The following is a 15,404-nucleotide window of genomic DNA, read 5'->3' on the forward strand; positions in this document are numbered from 1 at the left end:
GTCCATACGCCTCCCCCTTTCCCCGGGGGCGGGCGCCGCCCGCCCCCGGACCGGTTTCCCTTTGCCTTGCCTCTCCCACCGTCACGGCCCACCGGAAGGGTTGTCACCAGCGGCACTCCCGCCGCGGCCGGCCCGGACTCCGCCGCCCAGGGGCCGCACCGCCGCCGGAGCCGCCCCTTCCACCGGAGCCGGGGGTGTCACCTCCCGCACCGCCGCGGGCGGCGCCCCAGCCGGTTCGACCTCCAGATCCAGCAGAGGCCCGTACTGCTGGGTGCCGAAGACATCGGTCTCTCCCGGGCTTCCCGCCGGGCGGCGCCGCCGGACCGTGAACTTGATGGCCCGGGCGGGGTCAAAATGGACGAAACAGTACAGGCGGTCGGGGCCGATGCCCAGCAACCGGCAGAGGGCCTCCGGGGTCAGCCCGGGGCTCCGGCAGGCCCGCCGGTACGCCTCCTCCGACGGGAAGAGGATGTCGAAGGTGATCAGGTCGACGCCGGCATTCTTGCTCCGGATGGTGCTGGCCAGCTCACGCAGGCGCATGGCCGGATCCCTCCCTCCGGCCCGCCGGCCGGTGCCCCGGGCGGGCTCCCGGGCGCCCGGCCGCGGCCGGGCGGCTTGCCGCTCCCGCCCCCACGGGTTCCCGCCCACCGGCGGGAGTCGCCAGCGGACCGGGGACGGGGTGGGGGTCGGGGCCGCTGAGCCCCACCTGCTCCAGCACCGTGGGGAACCAGCTCAGGGGATCGTCCACGGGCACCACGTGGTTCAGCGTCCAGCGGTAGGCGGGCCGGGCCTCCAGGACCTCGTCGGTCATCAGGGCGGCCCGGCCGGCGGTCCCGGTCCGGCCCCCGATGCGGGCGTAGAAGAGCTGGCGGGCCGCCATGGTGCAGATCTCGCGGCCCCGGTGCCGGTCGGGACAGACCACCTCGACCACCAGCCCCAGCTCGTGCCCGGGGCGGGGGTGGGGCTCCAGCTCCCCCATGACGCCGTTGCGGCCGTACACGTGGTAGAACAGTTCGTAACCGGCGGTTCCGTAACGCTCCGCCACCTTGCGCCGCGCCCAGGCGATGGCCTCGTCCACCCGGGCCACCAGCTCGGGATCGCGCAAGCCGGCCAGGGCGAGGAAGCGGGCGCCGGCCGGGCCCGCCCCCTCGATCTTCACGGCATAGGTGCCGGCAGGCCGGAACCGGAAGCCGGTGACCCGGGTGCGGCGGTCGTCCAGCGCCTGGTAGACGCACCCGCGCATGTCCAGGACGCCTGCGGGCACGTGCTCGAAGAAGGGCGTGGCCCGCTCGTACAGGGCATGCCCGGCCAGCGAGGCCGGCGTGCACCGCTGATCCGGGTGCATGGGCTCCACCACCACCTCGCCGGGGCGCAGGGTGCCCAGCACGGACTCCTTGGCCATGAAGGGCTCGGCGCAGAAGGAGGCGCATTCCAGCACCTTGCCGGCGTAGTAGGCGGTGGCCGGGGGCATGCCGCACCAGAGGGCGGCCGCCGCGAAGATGGCCGCATCGCTGGACCGGCCGCAAATCACCACGTCGGCCCCCGCGTCCAGGGCCGCGACGATGGGCTCCGCCCCCATGACCGCGACCGCCCGGGAGGTCCGGTCCAGATCGGCCGGGGCCAGGTCGGGCCGGCCGTCCAGCCCGCGGATGGCAACGCCCTGTTCCAGGAGACGGCGCAACCGTTCCAGGGGAACGTCCGAATAGATCCGCGCCAGCCGGAAGGGCGGCAGGCCATGCCGGGCCGCGATGTCTTCCACCATCCCGGCGAACTGGTCGACCCCGCGCCGGGTGCCCGTATCCGACGCCGAGCCGATGATCAGCGGGATCCCTCGCCGGCGGGTTTCCACCAGCAGGATCTCCAGGTCGTGGTACTGCCAGGCCGGCGGGCTGGCCGGCTCGTCGGCGCCCAGCGGGTAGGGGCCGATGTCGCAGCTCCCGGAATCGGCCACCACGAAGTCCGGGTCCCGCTCGAGCCCCGCCAGGAAGCTCTCCTTCTCCAGGGGCGTAAACCCCAGGTGCCCGGTGGGCGCCAGCAGCCGCACCTCTCCCCGCAGCCGCCCCTCTCTCCGGCGCACACCGGTGCCGGTGGTCATCGCAGGTCACCCCTCAGGTGCGCGTTGGTCCGGCAGCCGCCGCCTTGGGCGATGGCCGCCCCGCCCCAGAAACGACAAACCCCGTCCGGAGACGCCGGGACGGGGCAGGATGATTCTGGACGGCCGGGACTGGACAGCTTGCGCAGCCGGGACCGGAACGTGCCGCCGGCTCCCGGCGCCCCCACCGGCCGGTCACCGGCCGAAGAACCCTCCACCTCCTTCCTGGCCGGCCGGCAGGACGGAAGGCTGCCCGGCGCGGCCACCGGCGCGGCCGGCGGCTTAGCAAGCAGGCTGGTCCCCCTGACCGGCCCCTTCCCGCGCCGGCCAGGGGCCCAGGTGCCGGCGAACCCCGTACTTGACGGCTCCGTGGCCGTTGCCGCCGCCATCCGGGCCACCCCCTCCAACCACCGTCGGCGTGCGGCCGTGCCCGGACCGGCCGGGGCGGCCTGGCTCCCCAAGGCCGCCCCGGCCTCATTCCATCGATACGCCGCCGGCGGGGAAAGTTGCCCGCCGGAAGGGGGCGATCACCCGCGGTCACGGCCCGAAAGGCGGGGCCGCTCGGTTGCCAAGGTACACCGGTGGGTTCCCTGCGGTACACCGCCGGACTCCCTTCAGGAGCCCCGTCCCCGACCGGGCCGTCCCGGCCCGCAGGCCGTAACGGCCGCGACGGGCCGGAGCCCGAGACGGGCCGGCTCAGCCGGCCGGGGCGCTGCCGGCCGCCGCCCGCCGCGCCGCGGGCGGCTGGAGCTGGCGCCCCTCGGCGAAGAAGCGCCGGGTCTCCCGCACCACCACGCCGCTGAGGGCCAGCAGGCTGATGAGGTTGGGTACCGCCATCAGCCCGTTCATCACGTCGGCAAAGTCCCAGACGATCCCGAAGGTGGCCACCGACCCGGCAAAGACGGCCACGGTCCACAAAGCCCGGTACAGGGTGACGGCCCGGGTACCGAAGAGGTACTCGAAACACTTCTCGCCGTAATACGCCCAGCCCAGGATGGTCGAGTAGGCGGAGAGAATCAGGCCGATCACCACGATCATGCCGCCCGGCCCGGGGAGCCCCGCTTCGAAGGCCCGGGTCGTCAGCTGCGCCCCCGTCAGGGTCTCGGGATCCGCCTGCTGCCACATCCCTGTGGCGACGATCACCAGCCCCGTGATGGAGCACACCACGACGGTGTCGATGAAGGTACCGGTCATGGAGACCAGCGCCTGCCGCGCCGGCAGGTCCGTGCGGGCTGCCGCGGCGGCGATGGGCGCGCTGCCCAGGCCGGCCTCGTTGGAGAACACGCCCCGCGCCACGCCCCAGCGGATGGCCTCCCGCACGCCCGCGCCGGCGATCCCGCCACCCAGGGCTTCGCCTGTCAGGGCGTGGCTGAGGATCAGGGCGACGGCGCCGGGCACCGCCTCGATGTGCCGGCCCAGGATGACGAGCCCCCCGATCACGTAGAACAAGGCCATGAACGGCACCAGGAAGGCGGTCACCCGCCCGATGGACTTGATGCCCCCCAGGATCACCAGGCCCGTCAAAGAGGCCAGGACCAGCCCCACGATCCAGCTGGGCACGCCCCAGTACTGCTGGATGTTGTTGGAGACCTCGTACGCCTGGACGGTGTTGCCGATGCCAAAACCGGCCGCGGCGCCGAAAACGGCGAACAGAACGGCCAGCCACTTCTGGCCGAGCCCCCGTTCCAGCACGTACATCGGGCCGCCGGCCATCTCGCCCCGGGCGTTGCGCACCCGGTAGGTCACCGCCAGGATGGCCTCCGCGTACTTGGTGGCCATCCCGAACAGCGCCGTCACCCACATCCAGAAGACCGCGCCGGGGCCGCCCAGGGTCACGGCCGCCGCCACACCGGCAATGTTGCCGGTACCGACGGTCGCCGCCAGGGCCGTCATGAGAGCCTGGAAGTGGTTGACGTCGCCTTCGGAAGTCTGATCCTGCCGCCGGCTGAAGGCCAGGCGCAGGGCATATCCCAGCTCGCGGAACTGGAGTCCCCGCAGCCGGATGGTGAGGAACAGGCCGGTGCCCACGATGAGGACCAGCATGGGAGGACCCCAGACGATGTCGCTGGCGGCACCGAGCAGGGCCGCCAGGCCGTCAACGAAACCCTGCAATCACCATCCCTCCCCAGCAAAGGGGGGCCGGCGCGCGGGGCCCTGGGCCGGGGGCAAGGCAACCCCCGGCCAACCGGCCGCCGCTGCCGGCCGGCGGCGCCGGACGGCGGCCCGCACACGAGGCAATCCGCACATGAGGCGGCCCGCACACAAGGCGGCCCGCACCCACGAAACTGGAGCTGGACTCCCGGCAGGTTCGGGGCCGGGAACGGGCGTGCCACGCTTGAACTCCACCGAGACACGCAAGGCGGCGGGCCAGGGACAGGCCTTACCAGAAGGAATCCCGTCGTGCTGGTTGTTTTCTTTCAGAGGGCTCGCAATTCCTGCACCTTTTCGTTGTAAATTCGGAAGTTTTCCTTGGGCTGCATTTCATGGGGGCGATTGCCTGCCCAATCCAGGAGCCGGGGCGGGCCCGCCAGCAGGCCCTTCCCCCGCCGTGGCGGGATCAGACCTCGACGGCCAGGATAAAAGTCAGGATCATCCCCAGGGCGGTGATCAGGCCGACCAGGTTGCCGCCCTCGCGGTATGCCTCGGGGGTCAGGGTGTCGGCCGCCATGGCCACCACGGCCCCGCCGGCCAGGGCCAGGATGACCGCCTCGGTCACGCCGGCCAGCCGTTCCGCCAGGAGGAACCCGGCCGCCGCGGCCGGTGCGGCCACCCCAGCCACCGCGGCCCACAGCAGCACGATGAAGGCACGGCGATACCCGGCCCGCTTCAGGCCCACGGAACCGGAGAGGCCTTCCGGCAGGGTGCTGAGGAAGATCCCGGCCACCAGCGCCCAGCTCAGCCCGTGGCCGGCAAAGAGGTCGACCCCCAGCGCGAAGGCTTCGGGCACGCCGTCCAGGACGGCTCCCGCCAGGATCGCCCAGGCCGCCCCCGGCCGGGGGCCGCGGGAAGCCGGGCGCCGTGGTGCCGCCGCACCGCTTCCCGGCTCCGGCCCGCGTCCGGCCGGTTCGTCCGGGTCGCCGCTGTGCTTGCGCCCCACGGCACCGCGCCGGTCCAGGAGAAAGTCGATGACGGTGAAGATCAGGGCGCCGGCCAGAAAACCCGCCACCGCCGGCCCCGGCCCGCCCCGGTCCCGGGCGGCCGGCAGCACGTCGAAGGCCACGGCGCCCAGGAGGGCGCCGGCGCCGAAGGCCATCACCGCCGCCAGCACCCTGCGCCCCAGGGGGACGAACAGGCCACCCAGGCAACCGCACAGCCCGCTGCTGGATGCCACCAGCGCCCAGAGGGCCGCTTCGGCCCAGCCCGGCCAGGTCAAGCCGCCATCCCTCCCGGCACCCGCCAAGACCCGGCACCCGCCGGAGGGCCGCCCGCTGCCGCCGGGCGGCAGCGGGTCCAGGCCCCCTTATCAGGATGGCCTGCCCGCCCGGGACCTCACAGGGCCCGCATCATCCCGCCGTCGACGAACACCGCCTGGCCGGTCAGGTAGCGGGCGGCATCGGACACCAGGAAGGCCACCACCTGTGCGAACTCCTCCGGGTCGCCGTACCGGCCCAGGGGGATCTGGCGGTAGAAGCTCTCCCGGACCTCCTCCACGCTGCGCCCCGTGTGCCGGGCCAGGTCCTGGTCCAGGCTGCGTACCCGCCCGGTGTCGATGCGCCCCGGCGCCACCGTGTGGATCCGGATGTTGCGGGCCGCCAGCTCGGGGACCAAGCTCTTCACCAGGGCGTAGACGCCCGCCCGCATGACGTTGGAGAGGATCAGCCGCGGCAGCGGCACCTTGATGGAGGTCGAGGTGATGGTCACGATGGTGCCGCCGCCCGACCGCTCCATCAGCGGCGTGCAGGCGCGCACCAGCCGGACCACGGACATCAGGTTCTGCTGGAACGCCTTCTCCCAGTCCGCTTCCTCCACGTCGAAGAAATCGCCCGGCGGCGGGCCGCCGGCGTTGCACACCAGCACGTCCAGACGGCCGAAGGCCTGTTCCACCTGACGGGAAAGGGCCAGCACCTGCTCGGGTACGGCCACGTCGGCCTCCCAGGCCTCCACCCGCACATCGCGGCCGGCGCCGCGGCGGGCCACCTCCTCGGCGGCCTCCCGGACCCGCTCCGCCGAGCGGCTGCAGAGGCCCACGTGCATCCCCTCTTCGGCCAGACGCCCGGCGATGGCCCGGCCCAGCCCCTGGCTGGCCGCCGTCACCAGCGCCACCTTGCCCTGCAAGCCCAGCTCCAAAGGCCCCACCCCCGCGCCAGGCTTCCGGCCGCCCCGGCCGGGCCGGCCTGCGCTGGCCCAGGCCCCCCGGGGTCGGCTGGAAGTTTGAGAATATTTCCGCCGGACGGCAGGGATTGGTCCCCGCCCGTCCAATTGCTTTCAATAACTGCCCCACCATGCGGGCGGTGCAAAGGCGGCCACGCCCCTCAAGGTGCTCTGCACCGGCCGCTGGCCACCACCGTATGGTTCCGATATAAGCCCGCCTTCGCCCTGAGCGGGCTTATATCCTTTCAAGGCCCCGGTGAGGTCAAGGCCCAGGTGAGAGCCGCGGTGCCCGCGAGGTCAGGCGCCGGCACCGCCGGAGCCCTCGGGCGTGGCTTGTCAGCTCCCCGCCCCGGAAGCGCCCCAGTTCCCCGGGCCACCCGGGGCACCGCGGCCCGCCTCCGGGCGGCCGGTGGCGTCCGCCGGCGCGCGGCCGCCACCGAGGGCCTCCAGATGGGCGGCCGGGCGGCCGCCCCATCGCGCGGCAGGCCTCGCCGAGGAAGTGGCCCCGGCCGTTGGAGTTCCCGCCGCGCGGGCCCCCGGCGCCGCGGCAGGCTCCCGGCCTCCCACCCGCAATCCCGCCAGGGCTGCAGCCAGCGACTGTTCCGTGATGGCCCAGTGGGAGGCATGCCACCGCACTCCGCCCCGGTGCCAGAGCAGCGCCTGGGGGGAGGCGTGAGGCACCCCCAGCCTCCGGGCGATCTCGCCTGAAAGGGCCCGCTGCTCGATCACCTTCACCAGGTAGTAGCGGGCTCCGGCAGGGTGCGCGGCCACGAACCGCTGAAAGGCCTGGTAGGCAGCGGCGCTGATGGGACAGGCAGTGCTGTGCTTGAAGATCAGCACGGGCGCGGGACCGCGCAGCGCCTGTTCGAGCTCCGCCATCGACTGCAGGGCCACGATCATGGGCCCACCTCCTCCTCATCGCCGGCCAGGGGATCCCCCGGATCGCCCTCCTCGGCCGTTTCGATGGCCGTTTCGATGCCCCGGTACCGCTCCGCCTCGGAGTCCGGCCGGGGCCCCTGCCCCGGCCGGACTGTCCCGGCGTCCCCGGCCCCTTGGGATGCGGCGTCTCCCGCCGGCTCCGCACCGGCCCTCCGGCCTGCCGGGCCCCCGCCTCCGCGGTCCTGGCCGGGTGCGTCACCGGCCGTGCCTCGCCGGGCCTTGGCCCGGCGCTTGGCGCCGTACATCGCCTGGTCGGCCAGGCGCAGCAGATCGGTCCAGTCCCGGGCATGGGCAGGATACGCGGCAATGCCGATGCTCGCCCCTACCCCCAGCCCGCCCCAGGCCCAGCCGGCCGGGCCGGGTTCGTCCAGCAGGCGCTGCTGGATCCGGGCGGCCACGGCCCTGGCCCCCTCCGGCCCCGTTTCCGGCAGGACCACCACGAACTCGTCGCCCCCGTAGCGGGCCGCGTAGTCGACGCTCCGGCAGGCCTCCTTGAGCACCCGGGCCACCCAGACCAGCACCTGATCGCCCGCTTCGTGGCCGAACCGGTCGTTGACCAGCTTGAGATCGTCCAGGTCAATGAAGAGCAGGGACAGCGGGCGACCGTAACGCGCGGCCCGCTCGCCCTCCTCCCGCAGGCGCTGGACCAGGCAGCTTCTGTTGTAGAGGCCGGTGAGGGGATCGGTGATGGCCTGCTGCTCCACCCGCTCCATCAGCCAGGCCCGCTCCAGGGCAACGGCCACCTCGTCGGCGATGGCCTGAAGAAGGCGCAGGTCCCGGCGCGTGAAGGCGGCCGGCAGGGGCGATTCCACGCTGAGGACACCCACCACCCGGTCCCCGTGCAGGACGGGCACGGCGATCTGCGACCGCGCTTCGTTGAGGCCGGGGTAATAGCGCGGGTCCCGGGTCACGTCGTCGACGATCACCGGTTCCCCCGTCTCCACGACGGCGCTGCAAATGCCCTTGCCCGCCGGCAGAACCACCCCCTGCACCTCGGGCGGATACAGGGGCGCCGAGGCCAGCTGCAGAGACCCGTCGGGCTGCACCAGCAACAGGGCTAGGTACGGATAGCCCAGGCGGGCCGAGAGCAGGCTGTTGAACTCCCGGATGAGATCGTCCAGGCTGGTGACCTTGTTCAGGGTATGGGTGCAGGCGTACAGCGCCTGCAGCTCGGATTCGGTCAGGGCGGACTCCGTCGCGGCGGCGCCGGGAGTGGGCGCCGCCGGGTCCGCCCGGTCACCTGGGACCGCTTCCCCCAGGAGCGCCTCCGCGGCCGCCGCCTCCCTCCAGGCCGCCGGCCTTCCGCAGGACACCGCCGCCACCGCCGGCGCAGGCCGGCCACGGGCCGCCACCAGGCAGGCACCGGCCAGGGCCGCCGCCTCGGCTGCCAGCAGGCGCCAGCCGGTGGCTCCCGCGGGCCGGGCCAGCAGCGCCACCGCCATCAGCAAAAGGCCCGCCGCCGCCACCGCACCTCCCCGCCTTATCCCCCAGCGGCGCGCCGCCGCCACACCGGCCACGGGCGCTAGAACCCACACCTCCACCCATCCGGCCGCGGCATACACCGCCAGCACCGCAGCCAGCCAAACGAGAATCAACGCCGGCCAGACCGGCCCCTGCCAGGGCCGCTGCCGGTCACCCGCCGGGGTGACGACGGGACCATCCCCCCGCGGTCCCATCCCCCCGCCTTGCAGCCTCATGCCCCCCAACTCCCCACCGGCCGTCGGGTGGCGCGGCCGGTCCGACCCCTGACCGGCCACCCCACCCCTTGCAGCGACTCCCCCGACATCCAGAATCCCGCGCAGCACTTGCCGTGCGGCTTCCCCACCCGCCCGCAGGCGGGCCCCGCCCTGCCGGAACCGCCGCGGCGGCAGGCCCCCCACCCGCCGGCCGCCGGCACCTCCGGCTGCCTCCGGTCCGCCTTCTCAACCGCTGGACATGCTCACCCGGCGCGTCCTTCCGCCGGCACAAACCCGCACTGCGGCCTGGATGGGTTACAATCGAAAACGGAGCGCAACGGGACAGGCAGCGGAGCCCGTTGTGATGCCCGCCGGGCGTTTGGAAGGCACAGGAATGCGAAAGTCCATGGACGTCTGCAACGCCTGCGACGGGAAAAGTGTCCGGAATAGATTCGTGACGCCGGTTCCGGCTTCCTGCAGGGCCGGCAGCGAGGGATGGTTATGGTTCGTCCTGGAAGAACCCGGCGGCGCCGGGGATGGCGCCTGCTGGCCTGGGTGGCCGGCGCCGGCTTGCTGGCCGTCGCTCTGGCCGCCGCTTACCTGGCCGGCTACGAATTGACCGCTCCCGCCGAGCCGGCGGCTCCGGCACCGGCCTCGCCGGCCGGCGAGCCGGCCCCGAGCCGGCCGGCCCGTTCGGAGCGGATCAACATCCTGCTCCTGGGCATCGACGCCCGCGAACAGGGCGCCCAGACCCGCTCCGACACGATGATCCTGGTCTCCATCGACCCGGACACCCGGGAGGTGGCCATGCTCTCCATCCCCCGCGACAGCCGGGTGGAAATCCCGGGCCGGGGCCTGGACAAGATCACCCACGCCCATGCCTTCGGCGGGGTGGAGCTGGCCACCCGCACCGTGGCGGAGAACTTCGGCATCCCCGTCCATCACTGGGCCCGGATCGACATGCCGGGCTTCCTGCAGCTCATCGACGTGCTGGGCCCCGTGGAGGTCGACGTCCCTTACGATCTCCGCCTGCAAGACGGGACGTTCCTCGAGAAGGGGCGCCACACCATGGACAGCCGGCTGGCCCTGGCCTACCTGCGGGAACGGTACAACGACCCCGACGGGGACTTCGGCCGGGCCGACCGCCAGCAGCAGTTCCTGATCGACGTGGCCAGGCAGCTGAAGGCGCGCATGACCCTGCTGGACGTGCCCCGGACCCTGGCCATCATCAACCGGTACGTGGAGACGGACATGGGCCTGCGCGACGCCGTCGCCCTGGCACGGCTGGCCTGGAACACCGACCTGGACGGCATCCGCCGGGGGATGGTCAAAGGGCACGGCATCATGCTGAAGGGGATCTATTACTACGAGGTGGACTGGCCCGCCACGAACCAGGTCCTGTACGAGCTGGGCATCAAAGAGCCCGCGGAGACCACGGCCCGGGCCACCGCCCCAGGCTCCCTGCCCGGCGGGACGAACCCGGCCCCGAACCCGGGTTCGGGCCCGTCCCGGGAGGCCCGGGACGCCGCCGGCACCGCCCCCGGCGCGCCGGCCGGGCCGTAGCCACCGGCCCCAGGCCGCCCCGGAGCGGCCGAGCGGGGGCCGCCCGCATCGTACGGGGCCAGCGGCCAGGCGCCGTTCCACCGGCAAGCAGCGGGGCCCTAAGCAGCAGGGCTCCGCTCGTCCCGCCCCCTGCGCTCAGGTTCCCCGCGCGCCGTCATCAGGCCCCCCGTCCTGCCCAAGGCGCCTGGGGCCAGCAGGGCCCGCCGGGCGATCCCTGCCGCCGGCATCCCCCTCGACGGGGCCGGCGGTGGCTTGCCCGGCCGCGGAGCTCCCCGCCGCGATTCCTGCCCCAGGCCGGGCGGGGTTCGTCCGCGGGTCCAAGGCCCCCGGCGGCTCGCCCGCCTGCGGGTTCTCCCCCTTGAAGACGGCAAACAGGAGCCACAGGGACGGGATCAGGATGAGGAGGCCGGCGGGCGTGGCCCACAGGGCGAAGCGCAGGATGGGGTCGGGCGCCGCCGCGTTGAACACCGTCACATCGGGATAGATCAGATACGGCCACTGGCCCAGGGCCCAGCCCCAGAGCAGCACCACCACCTCCGCCACCGCGGTCACCCGCGCCAGCAGGAAGTAGCGCCGCCACACGAGCCAGCCCGAGAGTAACGCCAGGGCCGCACCCGTCGCCACCAGCACCCGGCCCCGCTCGGAGACCAACTCCCAGAGGTGGGGGGCCGTCCGGGGCGCCAGGGGCAGCAGGGCGCCGGCCAGGACGGCCACGGCGATGCCGGCCCCGAGGGCGCGCCGGCGGAAATCTTCCTGGAGCGCACCCCGGGTCTCCACCGCCAGGTAGACCGCGGCCAGATAGGCGAACAGGGCCACCGCCAGCGCCCCCACCAGCAGCGAGAAAGGGCTGAACCAGGCGTGGAGGGCATTGGTCGACACGCTGCCGTCGGGCGCCACCCGAATGCCGCCCGAGGAGACGGCCGCCAGAGTGGCGCCCAGGAGAAAGGGCGTGATGGTGCTGGCTGCACCGAAGACGCTGGCCCAGGCCCGCTGGGGGCCGGCCGCCGTGGCCGCGGGCGCCCGGAAGACGAAGGCGGCGCCCCGCAACACGATGCCGGCCAGCACCAGGTGGAAGGGGACGAAGAGAGCCACCCCCAGGCTGCTGTACGCTCGGGGGAAGGCGGTGAACAGCAGCACCAGGGCAAAAATCAGCCACACGTGGTTCGCTTCCCACACCGGCCCCATGGCCCGGGCGATGGCCTGGCGCTGGGCCTCCGCCCGCGGTCCCCGGGCCAAAAGGTCCCAGACGCCGCCGCCGAAGTCGGCCCCGCCCAGGACCGCGTAGGCCGTCAGCGCCAGCATCAGGACCACCGCCACCACCGTTTCGGGCAAGGGATCACCTGCCGCCGCCGGCACCCGCACCACCTGCCTCCGCAGTGGCCGGCCGGCCGCCGCCCGGACCGCCCGGGCCGGCGGGATGGGCCGGATCGCCGGCGCCGGCCGGGTGGGTCCCGGCCGTCTCCCCGGGGACGTCCTTGTGGCCGATCCGGCGCAGCAGCCAGACCAGGGTAACGCTCAACAGCACATAGAGCAGCGTGAAGGCCACCAGGGTGGTCACCACCCCCGGGGCCGGCGTCACCGCGTCCGCCGTGAGCATCACGTCCCGGATGATCCAGGGCTGCCGGCCCACCTCGGTGACGATCCACCCGGCCTCCAGGGCCACGATGCCCAGGGGCCCGGCCGCCACCAGGCCTCGCATGAGGCGCCGGTCGGCCAGCACCCCTGCCGCTGCTCCGGAGCCGGCTGCCGTCGCGCCGCCGCGGGCCGCGCCGGGCCGGACGGCGGTCCCGGCCCGGGCCCCGCGTTCGTGGCGCCAGACGGCCCACCAGTACCAGGCCGAAACCAGCACCATCAGGATCCCGGCCACCACCATGACCTGAAAGGCGATGTGGGTCAGGGGCACGTTGGGCCAGCGGTCGCGGGGCACCCGGTCGAGCCCCTCCACCACGGCCCCCGTGTCCCCGTAGGCCAGCCAGCTGAGCATGCCGGGAATCTCCAGGGCATACGCCACCCGGCCCGTCTCCGGATCGGGCAGGCCGCCGATGCGCAGAGGCGCCCCGGCCTCCGTCTCGAACTGGGCCTCCATGGCCGCCAGCTTGACGGGCTGGTTCTGGGCGACGAACTTGGCGCTGACGTCGCCGGTGACGGGCATCAACAGCGCGGCCACGGTGCCCATGGCCATGGCCATGCGCAGGGCGCTGCGCCGCATGGGGTCCCGGTAGCCTTTCAGGGCCGCCCAGGCATACACGGCGGCCACCATGAAGGCCGTCGCCGCATAGCAGGCCAGGGTGGAATGCAGCGCCATCACCGGCCAGGCGGGGTTGCCGAAGAGGGCCGCCACCGGATCGAAGCGGTGGGGTTCTTCCAGCAGGGTTTGGACACCCACCGGGTTCTGCATCCAGGCGTTGGACGCCACCACCATCACGCTGGAGGCGGCGCTGCTCAGCGCCACGGGGATGCCCGCCAGCCAGTGGGCCCGGGGCGAGAGCCGGTTCCACCCGTAGAGGTACAGGCCCAGGAAGATCGCCTCGGTGAAGAAGGCGAAGCCTTCCAGGGTGAAGGCCGGGCCCGTGGCCGGTCCGGCCAGTTCCATGAAGCGCGGCCAGAGCAGGCCCAGCTCGAAGGACAGGGCGGTGCCGCTCACGGCCCCGATGGCAAAGGTGATGGCCGTCACCTTGGCCCAGGTGCGCGCCAGCTCCAGGTAGCGCGGGTCGCCCCGCCGCAGGTACAACCCCTCCGCCATGAGCATGAGCACCGGCATGCCCAGGGCCAGGGACGCGAAGATCATGTGGAACCCCAGGGAGATGGCCATCTGCAGGCGGGCAGCCAGCAGGGAATCCACCATCCGGCCCCCTTTCGATCCCGGGTCACGGCATGTTCCCGGGCCCACCGGACCGGGCTCGCCGGAGCCCGGGTCCCCTCCCCTCTACCGTATCCAGGGAGCCCCATCCCCGCCATCGGGTGGCGAGCCAGGGGGCAGGGAGAGAGGCCCGGCCGTGCGCCCGGAACAGCCCGGGTGGGCGCCGGCCCGCCGGAGCCGGTGTCCGGTGCCGCGATCCGGTACTGGTCCTAGGATTCTCCCCGGGCGGAAAGAATGACGCGAGAAGAGAAAAGCCCCGCGGGATCCCGCGGGGCTTTCGTACCAGGTGCCGACGGTCACTCGCGGCGCCGCACACCGGTGGGTTCCGGGGAGGGCGGGTGTGCGGCGGGCCGGGTGGGTTCCCGGGGAGGGCAGCGGATGGGCAGTTCCGCTCATGTCCGGCCCGCGCGCCGCGCGGCGGGGGTTCCGACCGCCGCACCGTGGCGTTCACCTGGTCAGGATCGAGGCCAATTCCTACTCTAGTGCGGCGTTGTTGCCGTGCAAGGTCTCGGGCTTTGCAAAAATGTTACCGTTTGCTCCGTTTTTGACAAACAATTGCAGCAGCTGGGCCAGGGTGCCCCGGGGCGCGCCCGCGGCCCCCGGCTCGCCCTCGTGAAGGACGAGCCCTTCCACCACGTACACGGCCATGCCCGCCACCCGCGCGGGCGCGATGTCGTCCCGCAGGTCGTTGCCCACCATCAGGCAGCGGCCGGGTTCGACCCCGATGCGCCGTGCCACCTCCAGATAGTAGTCCGGCTGGGGCTTGCAGCTGTGCATGTTCTCCAGCACCGTCACCAGGTCGAACCGGTCCGCGCTGAGCCCTGCCCAGCGCAGGCGCTCGGCGATGGCCACCATTGGGAAGATGGGGCTGGTGGCCAGGACCACCTTCCACCCGCGGGCGCGGGCCGCTTCGACCACCGCAGCCGCCTCGGGCCGCCTCCGCGCCATGAACTGCAGCTGGGGAAACTGCTCCCGGTAGAACTGCTCGAAACGCGCCAGGGCCTCGTCCCGCCGTTCCGGCCGCGCCCCCGGATGGCGCGCCGGGTCGAGCCCGGCCCACAGCACCTCCCAGAGCAGGTCCTGGTTGCGCTGCGAGCGGTCCCGGTTCTGCATCACCGCGGTGGTGGCGCGCACCAGCTGGCGCAGGAAGTCTTCCGGGTCGAACAGGTCCGCCACCCAGGCCGCCAGCCGCTGCAGGTAGACCGGGAGGAAGCGGTCCATGTCCAGTTCCAGGAGCGTGCCGTCCAGGTCGAACAGCACCGCCTCGATGGGACCGCCCGGGCCCTGGAGGATCTGGGCCGCCAGGGCCTCCTCCCCGGCTGCGCCCGCTGGATCGCCCGTCGCGGCCGCGGGTTCCCCGGTCGTGCCCGCGGGGCCGCGGGCCGCGCCCATGGGGTCCCGGGCCGCACCCGCCGGATCCCGGGCCGCCCCCGCCACCGGCGGAGCCTCCCCCAAGGGCGGACGCGAGCCAACCCCCGCCCGGGCGCCGACTACCTCTCGTCGGCCCGGGTCCTCCGGATCCGGGGCCGGGTCCGCCGGGGTCAGGGGCGCGCCCGCCGCCCGGACGGCGTCCGCCCGGGCCCGGACCGGCCCTGCCGGCCGCACCACGGGGTCGACGTCGGCCAAGAGCCTGTCCTCCTTTCGTTCCAAGGTCCGGTTCGGAACGGTAACCTCTTCCTGCCAGTATAGCCCATGCCTCCGTCCGGGAGGGCCCCCACCCTTCCGGCCTGCAGCTCGGGCCCTCCACCCCGCGCCCCGTGTGCCCTGTGCCCTCCCTGGGCCCTGCGGGAGTTGTGCCTCACCCCGCACGGCTCATGCCTGCCGGCATCCTCGGGCTCCCGCACCCGCACCCCCCAGGCCGTCGCGCCCCACCCGGTCCCGGCCCGCGCCCGGCCGAATGCCCGCCGGCAACGCTGCCCAGACTACTGCCAGGAAAACACGACCCAGGCCAACGACCGGGAAA

At 73.5% G+C, this 15,404-nt stretch carries 11 protein-coding genes; 1 reads left to right on the forward strand and 10 read right to left on the reverse strand.

Annotated features, from left to right (window positions below; genetic code table 11):
- Positions 1-81 precede the first annotated feature (81 nt).
- From ACZ5T9_RS10275 to ACZ5T9_RS10305, 7 genes are all read right to left on the reverse strand, one after another.
- Positions 82-540, reverse strand: coding sequence for a DUF4387 domain-containing protein (locus ACZ5T9_RS10275; protein WP_006904074.1), 459 nt, complete (start codon positions 538-540; stop codon positions 82-84).
- Complete coding sequence (locus tag ACZ5T9_RS10280; protein WP_464832955.1) at positions 527-2,095, reverse strand: acyclic terpene utilization AtuA family protein; 1,569 nt, start codon at positions 2,093-2,095, stop codon at positions 527-529. The genes ACZ5T9_RS10275 and ACZ5T9_RS10280 overlap by 14 nt, the downstream gene beginning before the upstream one ends.
- A gap of 693 nt (positions 2,096-2,788) precedes the next feature.
- Positions 2,789-4,204: an alanine/glycine:cation symporter family protein gene (locus ACZ5T9_RS10285; protein WP_464832957.1), complete on the reverse strand. Its 1,416-nt coding sequence runs from the start codon at positions 4,202-4,204 to the stop codon at positions 2,789-2,791.
- A 445-nt stretch (positions 4,205-4,649) separates the two neighbouring features.
- The gene (locus ACZ5T9_RS10290; RefSeq protein WP_464832959.1) at positions 4,650-5,465 is read right to left on the reverse strand and encodes a ZIP family metal transporter; all 816 of its coding nucleotides are present in this window, start codon (positions 5,463-5,465) and stop codon (positions 4,650-4,652) included.
- A 116-nt stretch (positions 5,466-5,581) separates the two neighbouring features.
- Positions 5,582-6,379, reverse strand: a complete 798-nt coding sequence (locus tag ACZ5T9_RS10295) for an SDR family oxidoreductase (RefSeq protein ID WP_464832960.1) — start codon at positions 6,377-6,379, stop codon at positions 5,582-5,584.
- Positions 6,380-6,739: 360 nt separating this feature from the next.
- A complete protein-coding gene (gene ytxJ, locus ACZ5T9_RS10300; RefSeq protein ID WP_464832961.1) occupies positions 6,740-7,303 on the reverse strand; it encodes a bacillithiol system redox-active protein YtxJ in 564 nt (187 codons plus the stop codon).
- Positions 7,300-9,039: a sensor domain-containing diguanylate cyclase gene (locus tag ACZ5T9_RS10305; protein ID WP_464832962.1), complete on the reverse strand. Its 1,740-nt coding sequence runs from the start codon at positions 9,037-9,039 to the stop codon at positions 7,300-7,302. Before ACZ5T9_RS10305 ends, ytxJ begins: the two co-directional genes overlap by 4 nt.
- Positions 9,040-9,513: 474 nt before the next feature.
- Between ACZ5T9_RS10305 and ACZ5T9_RS10310 the strand changes: the two genes are divergently transcribed.
- Positions 9,514-10,581: an LCP family protein gene (locus ACZ5T9_RS10310; RefSeq protein WP_464832964.1), complete on the forward strand. Its 1,068-nt coding sequence runs from the start codon at positions 9,514-9,516 to the stop codon at positions 10,579-10,581.
- Between the two features lie 135 nt (positions 10,582-10,716).
- Here ACZ5T9_RS10310 and ACZ5T9_RS10315 read toward each other — a convergent pair whose 3' ends face one another.
- The 3 genes from ACZ5T9_RS10315 to ACZ5T9_RS10325 form a co-directional block, all read right to left on the reverse strand.
- Complete coding sequence (locus ACZ5T9_RS10315; RefSeq protein ID WP_464832965.1) at positions 10,717-11,943, reverse strand: cytochrome d ubiquinol oxidase subunit II; 1,227 nt, start codon at positions 11,941-11,943, stop codon at positions 10,717-10,719.
- Complete coding sequence (locus ACZ5T9_RS10320; protein WP_464832966.1) at positions 11,918-13,423, reverse strand: cytochrome ubiquinol oxidase subunit I; 1,506 nt, start codon at positions 13,421-13,423, stop codon at positions 11,918-11,920. The genes ACZ5T9_RS10315 and ACZ5T9_RS10320 overlap by 26 nt, the downstream gene beginning before the upstream one ends.
- A 492-nt stretch (positions 13,424-13,915) precedes the next feature.
- Complete coding sequence (locus ACZ5T9_RS10325) at positions 13,916-15,067, reverse strand: HAD family hydrolase (protein WP_464832967.1); 1,152 nt, start codon at positions 15,065-15,067, stop codon at positions 13,916-13,918.
- Positions 15,068-15,404 lie beyond the last annotated feature (337 nt).

The organism is Thermaerobacter nagasakiensis (assembly GCF_055396825.1).

Bases quoted from the DNA above. Each gene is read 5' to 3' on its own strand.
- ACZ5T9_RS10275 (WP_006904074.1), bottom strand. From the start codon at position 540: ATGCGCCTGCGTGAGCTGGCCAGCACCATCCGGAGCAAGAATGCCGGC.
- ACZ5T9_RS10280 (WP_464832955.1), bottom strand. From the start codon at position 2,095: ATGACCACCGGCACCGGTGTGCGCCGGAGAGAGGGGCGGCTGCGGGGA.
- ytxJ (WP_464832961.1), bottom strand. From the start codon at position 7,303: ATGATCGTGGCCCTGCAGTCGATGGCGGAGCTCGAACAGGCGCTGCGC.
- ACZ5T9_RS10305 (WP_464832962.1), bottom strand. From the start codon at position 9,039: ATGAGGCTGCAAGGCGGGGGGATGGGACCGCGGGGGGATGGTCCCGTC.
- ACZ5T9_RS10310 (WP_464832964.1), top strand. From the start codon at position 9,514: ATGGTTATGGTTCGTCCTGGAAGAACCCGGCGGCGCCGGGGATGGCGC.